The sequence below is a fragment of the Cellulomonas sp. P2_B4 genome (assembly GCF_056404795.1).
The window spans coordinates 396,381-413,460 of the sequence record NZ_JBFUDI010000002.1 but is presented as its reverse complement, the minus strand read 5'-3'; the positions used below and the strand labels follow the sequence as shown (position 1 = coordinate 413,460).

Sequence of the window (17,080 nt, the reverse complement as noted above, 5' to 3'; positions counted from 1 at the left end):
GAGGCTAGGACGGCTCCAGCGCGACGAGCGGCGGGACGAGCATCAGCGGCTCCGCGTCCAGGTCGAGCACCTGGGAGCGCGCCGGAGGGGTGTCGACGGACTCGAACCGGACCGTCGCCTCGCGGCCGCGCACGTGCACGACCCAGCCCCGGCCACGGGTCGGGTGCTCGATGTCGAGACCGGGGCGGGCGTTCTCCTCGGTGAGCGGTCGCGCCTGGCTCGGGTCCTCGGCCGGCAGGTCGAGCGGTTCCGGCTCGACGTCGAGGTCGTCGGCGTCCCAGGGGAGCGTCAGCTGGGCGTGCGCCGAGAGGTTGTGGAACGAGACCCCGAGCAGCCGCACGGAGTCGGTGAGGCCGGCGGCGAGCGCCGCCTGGTGGGCCGCCGCGCGCAGCTCGGCGGGCTCCGCGGAGGGCTGCGGGAGCGTGATCGACCGGGTGAGCGTCGTGAAGTCCGCGAACCGCACCTTGGCGACGACGGTCCGCGCGCCCCCGCCGTGCGCGGTGAGCCGGCGCAGCGCCTCGTCGGTCACCGCGTCGATCGCGGTGGTGATGGCGTCGCGACCGAAGATGTCGGCGGCGAACGTGCGCTCGGCGCCCACCGACTTGCGCTCTGCTCCCACCGTCACCGGCCGGGGGTCGATGCCACGGGCCAGACGGTAGAGGTTCGCCCCCGACGACTCGCCGACCGTCATGGTCAGGACGTCGAGCGGCTGGCGTCGCAGGTCCGCGACGGTCCGGGCGTCGAGCCGTTCGAGCGCCGCCGCCGTCGCCGGCCCGATGCCCGGCACGGCGCGCACGGGCAGGGGCAGGAGGAACGCGTCCTCGTCGGCAGGCTCCACGAGCCGGAGCCCGTCGGGCTTGGCGGCCTCCGAGGCGAGCTTGGCGACGAGCTTGGTCCGGCCGATCCCGATCGACACCGCGAGCCCGGTCAGGGCCCGGATCCGTGCGCGGACGTCGGCCGCCGCACCCGACGGGTCGTCGGCGAAGGTTCCGTCCTCCAGGTCGACGAACGCCTCGTCGATGCTCAGCTGCTCGACCACCGGCGAGAGGGTCGCGAGCTCGGCCATGATCGCGCGCGAGTACGCGCTGTAGGCCTCGAAGCGAGGGAACAGGACGGCCGCCGCCGGTGCGAGGCGTCGCGCCCGGCTCATCGGCATCGCCGACCGCGCGCCCGCCTGCCGTGCCTCGTACGACGCGGTCGAGACGACCCCACGCGGACCGGTGCCGCCGACCAGCACGGGCTTGCCCCGCAGCGAGGGCTTGTCGCGCTGCTCGACCGCCGCGAAGAACGAGTCGGCGTCGGCGTGCAGCACGGTCGCACGGGTGCGCAGGCGGTCGACCACGGGCCCACTCTGCCCGGTCGCCGACCGAGCCGGCGACATGCGTCAGGCGATGGCGAACGAGTCGCGCGACCGCAGCTCGTGCAGGGCGTTGAGCAGCACCCGGTTGAACGCGACGGGCGCGTGCGCGTTGACGTCGTGACCGGCACGCGGGACGACCGTCAGGCGCGTGCCGGGACGGGCCTCGAGGTAGCGGCGCTCGTCGAGGCGCAGCGGGTCGCGGCTGCCGTTGACCAGCCAGACCGGGACGGCGGTGCGGCGCAGGTCGGCGAGCGGGGAGTAGCCGGCGAGCGAGGTGAGCATGTCGGTGACGACGTGCCAGGAGCCGCCGCGCGGACGCAGGGTGCGGGCCACGAGATGGGCGACCCGTCGGTAGGCGCTGACGGGCTTGCCCTTGATCTCGGTGGAGCAGCCCGCCAGGACGACGCCGGCGATCTTCGTCTCGTGCTCACGGGTGTACGCCAGGCTCGCATAGCCGCCGAGGGAGAGCCCGACCAGCAGCGGGGGCTCGGAGCAGCTGTCGACGGCGCCGTCGATCGCGTCGAGCGCACCGGCCAGGCTGAACCGCTCCCCGGTGCGTGTGCCGTGCCCCGGCAGGTCGATGGCGATCGTCCGGTGACCGGACCGCTCCAGCGCGTCGACCTGTCGTCGCCAGATCGCCGACGACGTCCGTGTGCCGTGGACGAGGACGATCGGGCGACGGTGGATGGCGTGCTCCTTGCGTCGGGAGGCCGACCGGACGGTCGGGGCCTCTGGCAAGGTAATCGGCTCTCCTGGGAGTTTCGTGAGAGAGACTCAGAGCTGGGGCGCGCAGGAACCCGTCCCGAGCGCGGCGAGGCCCGCAAGATCACCCGGCTGGAACGTGGTGACGGCGGGCGAGGCGCGGGGGTACATGAGCTGGTTCGGGTCCTCGACGTGGTCGAGCCCGACGACGTGCCCGAGCTCGTGCGTGATCACGCCGTAGGCGCTGGTGGTGCCGCTCGGGGTGGCGAGCAGCTCCGCGAACCCGGGTCCGTCGAGGGTGACCGACCCGGTGACGTAGACGGACAGCCCCGCTCGCGTGACGGGGGCGGAGCCGCCGATCCCCACGGTGTCGCCGGCCAGCGCCGGGGTCTCCTCGGGCGTCGACCAGGCCACGAGCACCGGCGCCCAACGCTTCCCGTAGAGCTCGGGCTCGTAGGCGTCGCGGTCGACGTTCGGCGCCTCCTGCGTCAGCCCGTCGTCGACGAACACCAGCCCGGTCGCGGCCGACACCCGCGCGACCGCGGTGGCGATCAGCTCCGCGCCGTTGGCGGGACCGCCGTCGGGACGCACGACGTAGTGGATCGGTCGGCACGGGCTCCACGCGACGGGGCCGCTGCCGTCGGGCTGCATCGCTGCGAACGTGTGGTTGCCGGTCGCCTGCATGGTCTCGGGAGGCGGGGTGCCGAGAGGGGTCGCGGCTTCCTCGAAGCCGGCGGGCGGGACCGAGCTCTGGCCGATCGACCACAGGCGGCCGGTGAGGACCGCCGCAGCCGCGACGAGGACGACCATCGACAGCACGAACCCGCGGCGTGGGCCGCGACGCACCTGCACCGGAGGACCGAGGAACCGGATCCCGAACTCGTCCTCGAGCGGGGTCCGAGGAGTGGGGACCAGCGACGTCCGGGGCCCGTTCCCGCGCGCGTCGACCCACGGGTCGAACCCGTGCGGGTCTCCACCGCTCACCCGTGCCTCCTGGTCGTACGCCCCCGGAGGCGCTCCGCGTCGAGTGCACCGGTCCCGCAGAGGATCGCACACGGCCCGAACCGGCCGCGAGCGCTCGAGAGGGGAGCCGGAGCCGTCGGTAACCTCGTCGAATGCGTGCTCCGGAGGTCCCTGCGAACGTGCGCGACGGGGTGGGACGGACTCCCGACGGCGCCGTGTGGCTGTCGAGGCTGCCGGACCTGGTCACCCGTTCGGCGCAACGCTGGGGACTGGTCCTGGGTCGCCCGTTCGAGGCGGGCGCATCCGGTTGGACGGCACCCGGGCGGGACCGCGACGGGCGGGACGTGGTGCTCAAGATCGTGTTCCCGCACGACGAGGCGCGCGACGAGGCGGCGGGGCTGCGCGCCTGGCACGGCCACGGCGCCCCGGAGCTGATCGACCACGACCCCGACGACTGGGCGCTCCTGCTGGAGCGGGTCGTGCCGGGCACCCCGCTGGCCGACAGCGTGGCCAGTCCCGCGGACCAGCTCGTGACGGGCGCGCTCGTGGCGAGGACCCTGCACGAGGCGCCCGGGACGTCGGCGTTGGCGGTGGCCTCGATGGTCGACGTGTGCGCGGCCTGGGCCGACGTCCTCGAGCGGCGGGCCGACCGGCACGGTGTCGACGTGGGCACCGCCGCCGCTCTGCTGCGGACGCTCCCGGGCGGGGTCCCCGGGGTCGTCGTGCACGGCGACCTGAACCCGGGCAACCTCCTGCAGTCGGGCACCGGCACCGCCACCTTCGTCGCCATCGACCCGAAGCCGATGCGCGGGGACCCGGCCTACGACCCGTGGCCGCTGCTGGAGCAGGTGGACGACCCGTTCCGGCACGACGACGCGGTGCTCGCGGGGCGGGTGGCCCTCGTCGCCGAGCATCTCGGGACCGATCCGTGGCGCATCGCGGCCTGGGGGACGGCACGGGCCACGGAGTCGGCGCTGTGGACGTGGGACGCGTTGGGCGACGAGCGCGGTGCCCGCGAGGGCCTCGACCGGGCGCGGGCGTGGGCGCGGGTGGCGGGTCTCTAGAGCGCGGCGGTGCCGGGTGCGTGGACGTGCTCGAACACGAGGCTCGTCTGCGTGTGTGCCACCTCGGGGCGCGTGCTCAGGTGCTCCAGGACGAACCTGCGCAGCTCGGGGGAGTCGCGGACCGCGACGTGCACCAGGACGTCGTCGACACCCGCGAGCAGGTAGACGTCGCGCACCTCGGGACGCTGCGCCAGGCGGTGCGCGACCTCCGAGAGCCGGGAGCGAGCGGCGGCCTGCAGCCGGACCGCGATCATCGCCTGCAGCCCGCGTCCGACGGCCTCGGGATCCACCTGGGCGTGGAAGCCGCGCAGCACCCCGGAGTCCCGCAGGGCCCGCACGCGGGCGTGGCACGTCGACGGCGCCACCCCGACGAGGGCGGCCAGCTCCTTGTTCGAGATGCGCCCGTCGCGCTCGAGCTCACGCAGGAGGTCGCGGTCGATGTCGTCGAGCACCGGCGCCGGGCCGAACGTCGTTCGGTCAGAATCGGCCACACGTCGGACTGGAGAATCGGATGCGGACATGACGGCAATCTAGCGAATCTTCTGCCGTTGTCATCTGGCTGTGACACAGGAAGTTCAGACTGGTCGAGTCAGTTTCGACGCACCCGGACGGAGCCCCACCGATGAAGGTCGGCATCCCCAGCGAGGTCAAGAACCGCGAGTACCGCGTGGCCATCACGCCCGCCGGCGTGCACCACCTGGTCGCGTCGGGGCACGAGGTCATCGTGCAGGCGGGTGCGGGGGTCGGCTCCGCGATCAGCGACGAGGACTACCTGGCGGCCGGCGCCGCGGTCGTCGGCGACGCCGCGGAGGTCTGGGCGCGCGCGGACCTCGTCTGCAAGGTCAAGGAACCGGTCGCCTCGGAGTACGGGTTCCTGCGCGACGACCTCGTGCTGTTCACGTACCTGCACCTCGCGGCCGACCGCCCCGGCACGGACGCGCTGCTGGCCGCCGGGACCACGTCGATCGCCTACGAGACGGTCCAGCTCCCCGACGGGACGCTGCCTCTGCTGGCGCCGATGAGCGAGGTCGCGGGCCGGTTGTCCACCCAGGTCGGCGCCTACCACCTGATGAAGAACGAGGGTGGCTCCGGGGTGCTGCTGGGCGGGGTCCCGGGGGTCGACGCCGCGAAGGTCGTCGTCCTCGGTGGCGGGGTCGTCGGGCGGCACGCGGCCGAGATCGCGGTCGGCATGCGGGCGGACGTCGCGGTCCTCGACCTCTCGCTGCCGCGGCTGCGCGAGACCGACACCGTCTTCGGTGGACGCGTGCGCACCGTGGCGTCCAGCGCGTACGCCGTCGAGCGCGAGGTGCTCGACGCGGACCTCGTGATCGGCGCCGTCCTGGTCACCGGGGCCCGGGCGCCGAGGCTGGTCACCAACGAGCTGGTCTCGCGGATGAAGCCGGGATCGGTGCTCGTCGACGTCGCCGTGGACCAGGGCGGGTGCTTCGAGGACACGCGCGCGACGACGCACGACGACCCGACGTTCGTCGTGCACGGGTCGGTCTTCTACTGCGTGGCCAACATGCCCGGCGCGGTCCCGGTGACGTCCACGAGGGCGCTGACCAACGTGACCCTGCCGTACCTGTCCGCGCTCGCGGACCTCGGCTGGGAGGGGGCGACGGCCGCGCTGCCGTCGCTCGGGGCGGGCCTGACCACGCACGCGGGAACGCTGCGCAACAGTGCCGTGGCGCAGGCCCACGGCTACGAGGTGGCGCTCACGTCCCGCTGACGTAGCGTCGGCTCTCGTGGCGACTGCTCTGGTGATCGGCGGCGGCGGTCAGATCGGCCGGACGGCCGTCCCGGCGCTGCTCGCGGACGGCTGGGACGTGCGGGTGCTCGCACGGCACGCCCCGCCGCTGGAGGGTGTCGAGCCGGTGCTGGGCGACCGGTCCGACCCGGAGGCCGTGGACCGCGCGCTCGGCACGGGCGTCGACGTCGTCGTCGACGTCGTCGCCTACGACGACCGCCAGGCCGAGCCGCTGCTGGGGCGTCGGGACCGGATCGGCTCCGCGATCGTCGTCTCGAGCGCGGCGGTCTACGTCGACGAGCACCAGATGGGCTTCGAGTCGGAGGTCTTCGGCACGTTCCCGGTGCCGATCACCGAGCACCAGCCGACCGTGGACCCCGGCCACGACTCCTACGCCACCGGCAAGGTCGCCCTCGAGCAGGCGTGGCTCGCGTCCGAGGTCCCGACGACGATCCTGCGCCCGGGCGCGATCCACGGCCCCGGCTGCCGGCAGCCGCGCGAGTGGACGTTCGTCAAGCGTGTGCTGGACGGGCGCGACGTGCGCGTGCTGGCCTTCGACGGCAAGAGCCGCTTCCACACCACGTCGACCGCCGTCCTGGCGGAGCTGGTGCGGCTCGCGGCGGCCCGGCCCGGCCACCGCGTGCTCAACGCGGTCGACCCGGAGGCGCTCACGGTCGAGGAGATCGCCCGGACGATCGACGCGGTCATGGGCGCGACCTCGCGCATCGTCCGGGTACCGGGCGAGCCGTCCAAGGACGTCGGGCTCACCCCGTGGGCGGTGCCGACGCCGCTGGTGCTCGACATGGGCGCGGCCTCGCGCGAGCTCGGCTACCTGGCGCCGGGCGGCTACGCGGAGACGGTCGGCGCGTGCGTCACGTGGCTCGTCGAGGAGGCGGCGCGCACCGACTGGCGCGAGGCGTTCCCCGGCTTCGGCCGGATGGAGGCGATGGGTGACTTCTTCGCCTACGACGCCGAGGACGAATTCCTTTCCGGCGTCGGCCATGATGAACGCCATGACGACCGATCTCGCCGCTGACAACCCGTTCGCCACCACGTCGACGCTGCCGTACGGCCTGCCCGACCACGCGCGCATCCGTGAGGAGCACTACCGACCCGCCCTGCTCGCGGGCATGACCGAGCAGCGCGCCGAGATCGAGGCGATCGCGACGAACCCCGACGCGCCCACCGTCGAGAACACGCTGGAGGCGCTCGAGCGCTCCGGTCGCCTCCTGCAGCGCGCCGCGGTGTCGTTCTTCAACCAGTCCAGCTCGGACTCTTCGCCCGGCCTCGACGCGATCGAGGAGGAGATCTCCCCGCTGCTCGCCGCGCACCACGACGCGATCTACCTGGACCCGCGCCTGTTCGCGCGCGTCGAGGCCCTCCGGGAGTCGGCCACCGACCTCGAGCCCGACACCGCGTGGCTCCTCGAGCGCACGCACATCCAGTTCGTCCGCTCGGGCGTGGGTCTCGACGAGGCCTCGCAGGACCGCCTGCGCGTCCTGAACGGCGAGATCAACTCGCTCGAGACCGCGTTCGGCCGCGACCTGCTGGCGGCGACCAACGCCGCGGCCGTCCTGGTGACCGACGAGGGCGAGCTCGACGGGCTCGCCGAGGACGCGCGGGTCGCCGCGGCGAAGGCAGCCCGCGACCGCGGCATCGAGGACGGCTGGCTCCTCGAGCTCGAGCTGCCGACCCAGCAGGCGCCGCTCACGTCGCTGACCGACCGCGCCGTGCGCGAGCGGGTGTTCCGCGCGTCGATCACGCGCGGCACCGCGGGCGACGACCACGACACACGGGCGACGCTGCTCGGCCTGGCCCGCAAGCGCGCCGAGCGCGCCCAGCTGCTCGGGTACGCCCACCACGCGGAGTACGTCGCCGCGGACGCGACCGCCAAGACCGCCGAGGCCGTCGCGGACATCCTCGAGAAGCTCGCCCCGGCCGCCGTGGCCAACGCGAAGGTCGAGGCCGCCGAGCTGGCGGCCGCGCTGGAGGCCGACGAGCCCGGCGCCACGCTGGAGCCGTGGGACTGGGCGTTCTACGCCGAGAAGGTCAAGAAGGAGAAGCGCTCGCTCAGCGAGGACCAGCTGCGCCCGTACCTCGAGCTCGAGCGGGTGCTCGCCGACGGCGTCTTCCGGGCCGCGAACCACCTGTACGGCCTCACGTTCGCCGAGCGGCACGACCTGGTCGGCTACCACCCGGACGTGCGCGTCTTCGAGGTGTTCGACGAGGACGGCACCGGGATCGGCCTGTTCCTCGGCGACTTCTGGACGCGGGAGAGCAAGCGCGGCGGCGCCTGGATGAACAACCTCGTCGACCAGTCGACGCTCCTGGGCGAGCCGGCCGTGGTCGTCAACAACCTCAACATCCCGAAGCCGCCCGAGGGGGAGCCCACGCTCCTGACCTGGGACAACGTGATCACGCTGTTCCACGAGTTCGGTCACGCCCTGCACGGGCTGTTCTCGGCCGTGCGCTGGCCGTCCCAGTCCGGCACCGAGGTGCCGCGCGACTTCGTCGAGTACCCGTCGCAGGTCAACGAGATCTGGGCGTGGGAGCCGTCGATCGTGCGCGCGTTCGCCCTGCACCACGAGACCGGCGAGCCCATGCCGAGCGCCTGGGTGGACACGCTGCTGGCCGCCCGGCAGGACGGCGAGGGCTTCGCGACGACCGAGTACCTGGCCGCCGCGCTGCTCGACCAGGCCTGGTACCGGCTCTCGCCCGACCAGGTCCCGACCGACGTCGCCGAGGTCGAGGCCTTCGAGGCCGCCGCCCTGGAGAAGGCCGGGGTCGCGTTCGCGCCGGTGCCGCCCCGCTACCGGACCTCGTACTTCAACCACATCTTCGGCGGCGGGTACTCGGCGGGCTACTACTCGTACATCTGGTCCGAGGTCCTCGACGCCGACACCGTCGAGTGGTTCCGCGAGAACGGCGGGCTGCAGCGCGCGAACGGGGACGCGTTCCGCGCGAAGCTGCTCTCCCGGGGCGGGTCGGTCGACGCCATGGAGCTGTTCCGCGACCTGCGCGGCCGGGACCCGATCATCGAGCCGCTGCTCGTCCGTCGCGGTCTGGACGCGGCCTCCTCGTCCTGACCGCCCCGGTAGGTTGATCGCCATGCCCACCACGCTTCCCCCCTCGGCCGAGGACGAGGTCGTCGGCATCTGCCGCGACCTCATCCGGATCGACACCTCGAACTACGGTGACGACACCGGTCCGGGGGAGCGGGTCGCGGCGGAGCACGTGATGGGGCTGCTGACCGAGGTCGGGCTCGACCCGGAGCTCTTCGAGAGCGAGCCCGGCCGGTCCAGCGTCGTCGTGCGCCTGGAGGGCTCGGACTCGTCGCGCCCGGCGCTCGTCCTGCACGGGCACCTCGACGTGGTGCCGGCGCGGGCCGACGACTGGTCGGTCGACCCTTTCGGTGCCGAGGAGGTCGACGGCCTCGTCTGGGGCCGCGGCGCCGTGGACATGAAGGACATGGACGCGATGATCCTGGCGGTCGTGCGACAGATGGCCCGGGAGGGCCGTCGCCCCGCACGGGACGTCGTCGTCGCGATGTTCGCCGACGAGGAGGCCGGCGGCGCCAAGGGCGCGCGCTGGGCGGTGGACAACCGCCCGGAGCTGTTCGAGGGCGCGACCGAGGCGATCAGCGAGGTCGGCGGCTTCTCCGTCGACGTCGACGGCCGCCGTGCCTACCTGCTGCAGACCGCCGAGAAGGGCCTGTCGTGGCTGCGGCTCGTCGCCGACGGCCGTGCCGGCCACGGCAGCCAGGTCAACGCCGACAACGCGGTGACGCACCTGGCCGAGGCGGTCGCTCGGCTCGGCCGGCACCCGTGGCCGCTGCAGCTGACGCCCACCGTGCAGGCGCTGCTCGACGGCGTCGGCAAGCTCACCGGCCTGACCTACGACCCCGAGGACCCGGCCGCGATCGACGCCCTCGTGGCGGCCCTGGGACCCGCGTCGAAGTTCGTCGGCGCCACGCTGCGCAACACGACGAACCCCACGCAGCTGACCGCCGGCTACAAGGCGAACGTCATCCCCGGCTCGGCGGAGGCGACCGTCGACGGGCGCTTCCTGCCGGGCCACGAGGAGGAGTTCCTCTCGACCGTGCGCGAGCTGGCCGGCGAGCACGTGACGGTCACGCCGCTGCACCACGACCAGGCGCTCGAGGTGCCGTTCTCGGGCGACCTCGTCGACCGCATGGTCGACGCGCTCGTGGCCGAGGACCCGGACGCCGTGGTGCTGCCCTACACGCTCTCCGGCGGCACGGACAACAAGTCGCTGGCCCGCCTGGGCATCCGCGGCTACGGCTTCGCACCCCTGCGCCTGCCCCCGGAGCTGGACTTCGCCGGCATGTTCCACGGTGTCGACGAGCGCGTGCCCACCGACGCCCTGCGCTTCGGCACCCGCGTGCTCGACCGGCTCCTGCGCGACTGCTGAGCACCAAACCCTTCTCAACTGGCCTCTGCGTGTCGATGGCTAGAGCAAGGGAGTGCCGCGACGAGGGAGTCGGCCATGGACGAGCACACGCACGAGACCGCAGGGCACGAGGACGCTGGCCTGCACCGGGTCGACGAGCGCGAGGTGCGCCTCGCCATGGATCGCCTGGACCTGTCCGACCGGACCCTCAACGTCTACCGGGCCACCGCGTTCCTCACCGCGCTCGGCGTCACCGTCTCGCACGACGACCCGTCGGCGGACCAGACGGACGAGGACGAGCCCGAGGCGACGGCCGGCGACGTGGCGAACCTCATCGAGGTCCAGGGCTGGCTCCGCGAGCGCCGACCCGCGATGACCGTCGAGCAGTTCCGGGAGCGTCGCCGGGTCACGACCTTGCACCGCCGCGCCGCGACCGCGTAGGTCAGTCGAGGCTCGTGGTCTCCGCGAGGGTCGAGCGCACGCGGATGATCTTGCGACGCAGCCAGACCTTGCGCTCCCCGCCCGCGAACAGGAGCGTCCGTGACAGCTCCCAGCGGCCCAGCTCGGCCTGCTCGGTCAGCATGCGGCGTGCGTCGTTCCGGGACACGGTCGCGGGGATCCTGAGCTCGCGGTACTCGTACTGACCGCCTTGCGCGACCCAGTCGGGGCGCTTCGTCCGTGTCTGACCGTTTGCCATCCGTCACCCCATCGCCGCCGTCGTCCGACCTACGCCGCAACTCGAAGTCCTGCCGGTGCCGGGACACCTTACGCGCTCCCATTGTGCCGCGCAGGAGGCTAACGTCGTCGCATGACCGTCGACCCGCGTGCCGCGCTGGACCGCCTGATCGCAGCCCTCGAGGCCCACTACACCGCAGTCGCCTCACCGCACGGCGAGGACGACCCGGCCGTCGACGACGCGTACGACATCCTGGCCGACGCGTTCGAGGTCTACGACGACGCGCTCGGCACCGTGCACGGCGAGGCCACGCCGTTCTACCTCGCCGAGGAGGACGACGACGACGAGGACGACGAGGACGACGACGAGGACTACGACCCCGACGTCGACGCGGACGTCGACGACCTCGCCGAGGCCTGACCCGTCGCCTAGAACCGCTCGGGGTACCCGAGTGCCGGTGCGCTGACCTCGCTCAACGCGCGGCGCAGCTCGTCGGGAAGCTCCAGGTCGAGCGCCGCCAGAGACCCCCGCAGCTGCGTGGCCGTCCGGGCCCCGACGATCGCCGCGGAGATCCCGCGGCTCAGCACCCACGCGAGCGCGACGTCCAGCGGCGTGCGCTCGAGTCCCTCAGCGGCGGTGGCGACCGCCTCGACGACGGCGGCCGACGAGCGCGCCAGGTAGGGCTCGACGAACCCGGCCAGGTGCGGGGACGCCGCACGGGAGTCGGCGGGGATGGTGCGGCGGTACTTGCCGGTCAGCACCCCGCGACCGAGCGGCGACCAGGCGAGCACGCCGATGCCGAGGACGGTCGCGGCGGGCACGACCTCGCGCTCGATCCCGCGCTGCAGCAGCGAGTACTCGGCCTCGACCGCGGTCAGCCCGATCTCGTCCTCGAGCAGGGTCGCCGCGCGGGCGACCTGCCACCCGGCGTGGTTGGACAGGCCGACGTAGCGTGCGCGACCGCTCGTCACGGCGAGTCGCAGCGCCGAGACGGTCTCGTCGAGCGGGGTGCGCGGGTCGGGCGTCTGGACGAGCCAGAGGTCCACGTGGTCGGTGCGCAGCCGGCGCAGCGAGGCGTCCAGCGAGCTCAGCAGGCCACCGCGCGAGGCGTCGATCACGCCGCCGGTGCTCGTCTGCCGGATGCCTGCCTTGGTGCACAGCACCATCTCGTCGCGCGGGACGACGTCGTCGAGCAGCGCGCCGAGCAGCTCCTCGGCGCCGCCGTCGGCGTAGGAGGCCGACGTGTCGATGAGCGTGCCCCCGGCGTCGGCGAAGTCCCGCAGCTGCTCGGAGGCGTCGTGCGCGTCCGTGTCGCGGCTCCACGTCATCGTGCCGAGCCCGAGCCGGGAGACCCGCAGACCGGTCCGGCCCAGGTGGCGCTGTTCCATGAGGCGCAACACTAATCGGCGCGGGCTGCGCACCTGTGGCAACACGGCACGGCTAGGGTTCCGCTCGTGACTTCGGGAATGGGTTTGGGCGAGGCGATCCTTCTGGGGTTCGTGCAGGGGTTGACCGAGTTCCTGCCGATCTCGTCGAGCGCGCACCTGCGGATCGTCGGCGACCTGCTGGGCTCGGACCCGGGTGCGGCGTTCACCGCGATCACGCAGCTGGGCACCGAGACCGCCGTGATCCTGTACTTCCGGCGCGACATCGCGCGGATCTTCCGCGCCTGGTGGTCGGCGCTGCGCGGGTCGCTGGGCACGTCCTGGCGGGCACGCGTCGGCGCACCGGTCGGCGAGCCGTCCGACCACGACGCGCTCATGGCCTGGTACATCGTGCTGGGATCGATCCCGATCGTCGTGCTCGGCCTGCTGTTCCAGGACGCGATCGAGCAGACGTTCCGCAACCTGTGGCTCATCGCGCTCACGCTCGCCGTCTTCGGCCTGCTGCTGGGGTGGGCCGACAAGGTGGGCGCCAAACGGCTGGCGCTGGAGCAGATGTCCGGCCGGAACGCCGTGCAGTTCGGGTTCTGGCAGGCGCTCGCGCTGGTGCCCGGCGTCTCGCGGTCGGGCGGCACGATCACCGGTGGTCTGCTCATGGGCTACACCCGGTCGGCGGCGGCGCGGTACTCGTTCCTGCTGGCCATCCCGGCGGTCTTCGGGTCGGGCCTGTTCCAGCTGGCCAAGAGCCTCGACGGCTTCGGGAAGGACGGCGCCCCCGGGTTCTTCGCGACCCTCGTCGCGACGCTCGTGGCCTTCGTCGTCGGCTATCTCGTCATCATCGTGTTCCTGAAGATCGTCTCGACCTTCAGCTACAAGCCCTTCGTGTACTACCGGCTCGGCCTGGCGGCCCTCGTCGTCCTGCTGCTGCTCACGGGCGTGCTGGAGCCCAACTCGACCGTCGCCGGGTAGGTCCCGTGGTCGTCGTGCCGCACCGCCGTGGGGACTACATGACGACGCGGACCTCCTGCGGCCAGCCGCATCCCTCGGCGACCCTGCCCGCCCACATCTTGGCCGTCTCCAGGTCGGGCACGTCGATGACGGTGATCCCGCCCAGGTACTCGGTGGTCTCGGTGTAGGGACCGTCGGTGATCGACACGGTCCCGCTCGTCGCGTCGGCGCTGAACGCGTCGGCCATGTTCTCCTCGAGACCGCCGGCGAAGACCAGGACCCCGGCCGCCTCCATGTCACGGACGACCGCCGTGCTGGGCTCGACGCGGGTCTGGAACCACTCGGCCGGGTGGTCTCCGACCCACTGCTGGTTGAAGTAGATGGCGTACTGCGTCATGTCGCTCCTCCTGTTCGGCGGCCCCTGTGGCCTGTCCCCACTGTGACGGACGAGCCTCGCCGGAATCGACAGGCCGGTCGTGCGAGCGCGCAGCGCTGCCTGCAGCCGCACGAGAGCGACGCAGGTCTGGGAGACACGTCCTGGGCGGCTACAGCCAGCCCGACCGTCGGAACAGCGCGTACAGCGAGCCGCAGATGAGGGCCATCGCGCCGAGCGCCAGCGGGTAGCCGTACGTCCAGTCGAGCTCGGGCATGTGCTCGAAGTTCATGCCGTAGATGCTGGCCACCAGCGTCGGGGCCGCCGCGATGGCCGCCCACGACGAGATCTTGCGGACGTCCTCGTTCTGCCGGACCGAGACCTGCGACAGGTGTGCCGAGAGCATGTCGGTCAGCAGGTCGTCGTACCCGTCCAGGTGCTTGTCGAGCCGCTCGACCCATGCCGTCAGCCGTTGCAGCCACGGCTGCGAGTGCCTGCGGTGGTCGGCCTCCTCGGCCTCGGCGACGAGCTCGGGGAGGACCGTGGTGACCGGACTCAGCGCGCGCCGGGCCTCCGCGATCTCGCGCTTGAGGTCGTAGATCTCCTCGACGGGGCTCCGTCGGCTGCTCGAGAACACCGCGCGCTCGACCTCGGCGACCGCGTCCCCGAGCCCGACCTCGACGTCCGAGGCCTCCGCGACGAGCGACATCAGGACCGCCGCCAGGACCTGGTGGACGCCCTCGTCGGGGACCGGGAAGCCTCCGGTGAGCTTCTCCAGCGCACGGCCGACCACGTCCGCGTCGCCCAGCTCGCACATGAGCACGACGCCGTTGCCCACGACGCTGACCAGCGCGCCCGTGTGCACGTCCCTCGTCCGCTCGACGTAGGACAGCGTCGGCACGGTCAGCACGATCTCGCCGTCGGGGGAGCGGTCCAGGCGCGCGCGCAGCGGGTGGTCCGCCGACGACGGGTGCGAGCCCGGCCCACGGTGCTCGAGCATGTTCAGCGCGGTCTCGCCGATGCCGTGCCGGCGACACGCCTCGGCCAGGTCCCGGCGTTCCGCGACGATCACCCAGAGCGTGCCGCCTCGCTTGAGCCCGAGCGTCGGCTCGCCCCACCCGGTGGCGGTCCGGGCCACGACGCGTTCGCCGTCGTCGTTCGGTTCGAGGTCCTGCAGGCGGATCGGTTCATCGGTCACGTGGGCATTGTGGACCTCGGACCCGTGTGCCGCCGGGACGCGGTTAGGCTTCCGCCGTGCTCACCTGGCCGCCGCCGCATGTCCCTGCGCTCCCCGGGCACGGTGACCCGGTCCGGGTCCTCGACTCGTCGACCGGGCAGGTCGTGCTGGCCGCCTCGCGGGGAGACGCCACGCTCTACGTGTGCGGCATCACGCCGTACGACGCCACCCACATGGGCCACGCTGCCACCTACGTCGCCTTCGACGTGCTGGGCCGCGCCTGGCGCGACGCCGGGCACACCGTGCGGTACGCCTCCAACGTCACCGACGTCGACGACCCGTTGCTGGAGCGCGCCACCGCGACGGGCGTCGACTGGCGCGACCTCGCCCAGTCGCAGACCGCCCTGTACGCCGAGGACATGGCCGCGCTGGCCGTCATCCCGCCGGACGTCTACTCCGGGGTGGTCGAGGCCATCCCCGCCGTCGTCGAGGCCGTCGAGAAGCTGCTCGCCGCCGGCGCCGCCTACCGGGTGCCCACCGAGGGCCACGAGCGCGGCGACATCTACGCGGACCTGTCGGCGGACGTCTCGTTCGGGTCCGTCGCCGGTCTCGAGGACGACCTCATGCGGACACTGGCCGCCGAGCGCGGCGGTGACCCCGACCGTCCCGGCAAGCGTGACCCGCTCGACCCCCTGCTCTGGCGGCGCTCGCGCGACGGCGAACCCGCGTGGGACGGCGGCAGCCTCGGCGACGGCCGCCCCGGGTGGCACATCGAGTGCGCGGTCATCGCGCGCGACGCCCTGGGCCTGCCGTTCGACGTCGAGGGCGGCGGCTCCGACCTGTTGTTCCCGCACCACGAGATGAGCACCTCGCACGCGCGCCTGCTCGACGCCGGCCACGGTGCCCGGGTGCACGTGCACACAGGCATGGTCGGTCTCGACGGGCACAAGATGAGCAAGTCGCTCGGCAACCTCGTGCTCGTCTCACGGCTGCGCGAACAGGGGGTCGACCCGATGGCGATCCGGCTCGCGATCCTGGCGCACCGCTACCGCGACGACTGGGACTGGACCGACGCGGGCCTGGTCGAGGCGCAGGCCCGGGTGGAGCACTGGCGTGCAGCCGTCTCGGGCAACGGAGGACCTGACCCCGACGCGACCCTTGCCGCCGTGCGCGCGGCCGTCGCCGACGACCTCGACACCCCCACCGCGCTGACCGTCGTCGACGCCTGGGCGGACCTCTCGCTCGCCGGCACCGCCGACCCGGTCGAGGGCGCGCCGGGCGTCATCGCCCGCATGGTCGACGCCCTGCTGGGCATCCGACTCTAACCTCTGCGCATCGTCCGCGCGGGTGGGCCGACGCCCACCGCGGGTGAGCGTCAGCCGCCGGTGCCCTTGTCGCGGCGACGCAGGTAGCGCTCGAACTCCTGCGCGATCGCCTCGCCGCTGGCCTCCGGGAGGTCGGCGGTGTCCTTGGCCTCCTCGAGCTGCTGCACGTACTCGCCGATCTCCGAGTCCTCGGCGGCGAGCTCGTCGACGCCGTGCTGCCACGCCGCGGCGTCGTCGGGCAGCTCGCCCAGCGGGACGGGCTCGCCCAGCAGCTGCTCGATCCGGTGCAGCAGCGCGAGCGTGGCCTTGGGCGACGGCGGGTGCGCGACGTAGTGCGGCACCGCGGCCCACAGCGACAGCGACCGCATCCCGCGCGCCGCGGCCTCGTGCTGCAGGACGCCGACGATGCCGGTCGGGCCCTCGTAGGTGTTGGGCTCGAGCCCGAAGATGTCGCGGACCTCGGCGTCCTCGCTCGTGGCGTTCACCGGGATCGGCCGGGTGTGCGGGACGTCCGCGAGCAGCGCGCCGAGGGTCACCACGGTGTTCACCCCGAGGCCGGCGGCGATGTCCAGCAGCTCGGTGCAGTACCGGCGCCAGCGCATCGACGGCTCGATGCCGTGCACGAGCACGACCCGGCGACCGCTGACCGGCGCGTTCGTGACGGCCACCGCCGTCGTCGGCCAGGTGATCTCGCGGCGACCGTCGGGACCGTGCCCCACGATCGGCCGGTTCACCTGGAAGTCGTGGTACTCCTCGGGGTCGAGCTCGTCGACGTGCTCGGCGTCCCAGACCTCGTGCAGGTGCTCCAGGGCCTGCGTGGCCGCCGACCCCGCGTCGTTCCACCCCTCGAACGCCGCGAGCAGGACCGTCTCGTTGGCGGGCAGGTCCGCGGCTGGCGTGCTCATCGGTCCAGCCTAGGGCGCGTGGCTGCGGTGACGCCGGACGGGACGTGC

The 17,080-nt window shown here is 73.1% G+C and carries 18 protein-coding genes; 9 read left to right on the top strand and 9 right to left on the bottom strand.

What is annotated here, in order from left to right:
* Window positions 1-4: 4 nt before the first annotated feature.
* From AC1DZC_RS04535 to AC1DZC_RS04525, 3 genes are read right to left on the bottom strand one after another with little or no spacing between them, the layout of a single operon-like run.
* Complete coding sequence (locus AC1DZC_RS04535) at window positions 5-1,342, bottom strand: DNA polymerase IV (RefSeq protein ID WP_477042401.1); 1,338 nt, start codon at window positions 1,340-1,342, stop codon at window positions 5-7.
* A gap of 42 nt (window positions 1,343-1,384) precedes the next feature.
* Window positions 1,385-2,098 (bottom strand): alpha/beta fold hydrolase, encoded by a 714-nt coding sequence (locus AC1DZC_RS04530; RefSeq protein ID WP_477039200.1) that lies wholly within the window; start codon window positions 2,096-2,098, stop codon window positions 1,385-1,387.
* Between the two features lie 36 nt (window positions 2,099-2,134).
* A complete protein-coding gene (locus AC1DZC_RS04525; RefSeq protein ID WP_477042400.1) occupies window positions 2,135-3,046 on the bottom strand; it encodes a matrixin family metalloprotease in 912 nt (303 codons plus the stop codon).
* A gap of 131 nt (window positions 3,047-3,177) precedes the next feature.
* Between AC1DZC_RS04525 and AC1DZC_RS04520 the strand changes: the two genes are divergently transcribed.
* Entirely contained in the window at window positions 3,178-4,089 is a 912-nt protein-coding gene (locus AC1DZC_RS04520; RefSeq protein ID WP_477042399.1) for an aminoglycoside phosphotransferase family protein, read from the top strand.
* Here the strand turns inward: AC1DZC_RS04520 and AC1DZC_RS04515 are convergent.
* A complete protein-coding gene (locus AC1DZC_RS04515) occupies window positions 4,086-4,580 on the bottom strand; it encodes an Lrp/AsnC family transcriptional regulator (protein ID WP_477039197.1) in 495 nt (164 codons plus the stop codon). The genes AC1DZC_RS04520 and AC1DZC_RS04515 overlap by 4 nt on opposite strands.
* Before the next feature lie 131 nt (window positions 4,581-4,711).
* Between AC1DZC_RS04515 and ald the strand changes: the two genes are divergently transcribed.
* The 5 genes from ald (at window position 4,712) to AC1DZC_RS04490 (ending at window position 10,687) form a co-directional block, all read left to right on the top strand.
* On the top strand, window positions 4,712-5,818 hold the full coding sequence (ald, locus tag AC1DZC_RS04510) for an alanine dehydrogenase (RefSeq protein ID WP_477042398.1): 1,107 nt from the start codon (window positions 4,712-4,714) through the stop codon (window positions 5,816-5,818).
* Window positions 5,819-5,834: 16 nt separating this feature from the next.
* Window positions 5,835-6,872: an NAD-dependent epimerase/dehydratase family protein gene (locus tag AC1DZC_RS04505; RefSeq protein ID WP_477042397.1), complete on the top strand. Its 1,038-nt coding sequence runs from the start codon at window positions 5,835-5,837 to the stop codon at window positions 6,870-6,872.
* Window positions 6,841-8,922, top strand: coding sequence for a M3 family metallopeptidase (locus tag AC1DZC_RS04500; RefSeq protein ID WP_477039281.1), 2,082 nt, complete (start codon window positions 6,841-6,843; stop codon window positions 8,920-8,922). The genes AC1DZC_RS04505 and AC1DZC_RS04500 overlap by 32 nt, the downstream gene beginning before the upstream one ends.
* Window positions 8,923-8,944: 22 nt before the next feature.
* The gene (locus AC1DZC_RS04495; RefSeq protein WP_477039194.1) at window positions 8,945-10,267 is read left to right on the top strand and encodes a M20/M25/M40 family metallo-hydrolase; all 1,323 of its coding nucleotides are present in this window, start codon (window positions 8,945-8,947) and stop codon (window positions 10,265-10,267) included.
* Between the two features lie 75 nt (window positions 10,268-10,342).
* The gene (locus AC1DZC_RS04490) at window positions 10,343-10,687 is read left to right on the top strand and encodes a hypothetical protein (RefSeq protein ID WP_477039193.1); all 345 of its coding nucleotides are present in this window, start codon (window positions 10,343-10,345) and stop codon (window positions 10,685-10,687) included.
* 1 nt (window position 10,688) lies between these two features.
* On the opposite strand, the gene AC1DZC_RS04485 is transcribed toward AC1DZC_RS04490, so the two are convergent.
* Window positions 10,689-10,943: a DUF5703 family protein gene (locus tag AC1DZC_RS04485; RefSeq protein WP_477039192.1), complete on the bottom strand. Its 255-nt coding sequence runs from the start codon at window positions 10,941-10,943 to the stop codon at window positions 10,689-10,691.
* A gap of 111 nt (window positions 10,944-11,054) precedes the next feature.
* On the opposite strand from AC1DZC_RS04485, the gene AC1DZC_RS04480 reads away from it, so the two are divergent.
* A complete protein-coding gene (locus tag AC1DZC_RS04480) occupies window positions 11,055-11,342 on the top strand; it encodes a primosomal protein (protein ID WP_477039191.1) in 288 nt (95 codons plus the stop codon).
* An 8-nt stretch (window positions 11,343-11,350) separates the two neighbouring features.
* Here AC1DZC_RS04480 and AC1DZC_RS04475 read toward each other — a convergent pair whose 3' ends face one another.
* A complete protein-coding gene (locus tag AC1DZC_RS04475; protein ID WP_477039190.1) occupies window positions 11,351-12,310 on the bottom strand; it encodes an aldo/keto reductase in 960 nt (319 codons plus the stop codon).
* Window positions 12,311-12,388: 78 nt separating this feature from the next.
* Between AC1DZC_RS04475 and uppP the strand changes: the two genes are divergently transcribed.
* Window positions 12,389-13,273, top strand: coding sequence for an undecaprenyl-diphosphatase UppP (uppP, locus tag AC1DZC_RS04470; protein WP_477039280.1), 885 nt, complete (start codon window positions 12,389-12,391; stop codon window positions 13,271-13,273).
* 34 nt (window positions 13,274-13,307) lie between these two features.
* Here uppP and AC1DZC_RS04465 read toward each other — a convergent pair whose 3' ends face one another.
* Both AC1DZC_RS04465 and AC1DZC_RS04460 read right to left on the bottom strand, forming a co-directional pair.
* Window positions 13,308-13,649 carry a YciI family protein gene (locus tag AC1DZC_RS04465; RefSeq protein WP_477039189.1) on the bottom strand — a complete coding sequence of 114 codons (342 nt, stop codon included), beginning with the start codon at window positions 13,647-13,649 and terminating at the stop codon, window positions 13,308-13,310.
* Between the two features lie 148 nt (window positions 13,650-13,797).
* Window positions 13,798-14,823 carry a magnesium and cobalt transport protein CorA gene (locus AC1DZC_RS04460; protein WP_477039188.1) on the bottom strand — a complete coding sequence of 342 codons (1,026 nt, stop codon included), beginning with the start codon at window positions 14,821-14,823 and terminating at the stop codon, window positions 13,798-13,800.
* 56 nt (window positions 14,824-14,879) lie between these two features.
* Between AC1DZC_RS04460 and mshC the strand changes: the two genes are divergently transcribed.
* Window positions 14,880-16,127 carry a cysteine--1-D-myo-inosityl 2-amino-2-deoxy-alpha-D-glucopyranoside ligase gene (mshC, locus tag AC1DZC_RS04455; RefSeq protein WP_477042396.1) on the top strand — a complete coding sequence of 416 codons (1,248 nt, stop codon included), beginning with the start codon at window positions 14,880-14,882 and terminating at the stop codon, window positions 16,125-16,127.
* Window positions 16,128-16,177: 50 nt separating this feature from the next.
* On the opposite strand, the gene AC1DZC_RS04450 is transcribed toward mshC, so the two are convergent.
* Window positions 16,178-17,032 carry a PAC2 family protein gene (locus tag AC1DZC_RS04450; protein WP_477039186.1) on the bottom strand — a complete coding sequence of 285 codons (855 nt, stop codon included), beginning with the start codon at window positions 17,030-17,032 and terminating at the stop codon, window positions 16,178-16,180.
* Window positions 17,033-17,080: the final 48 nt, after the last annotated feature.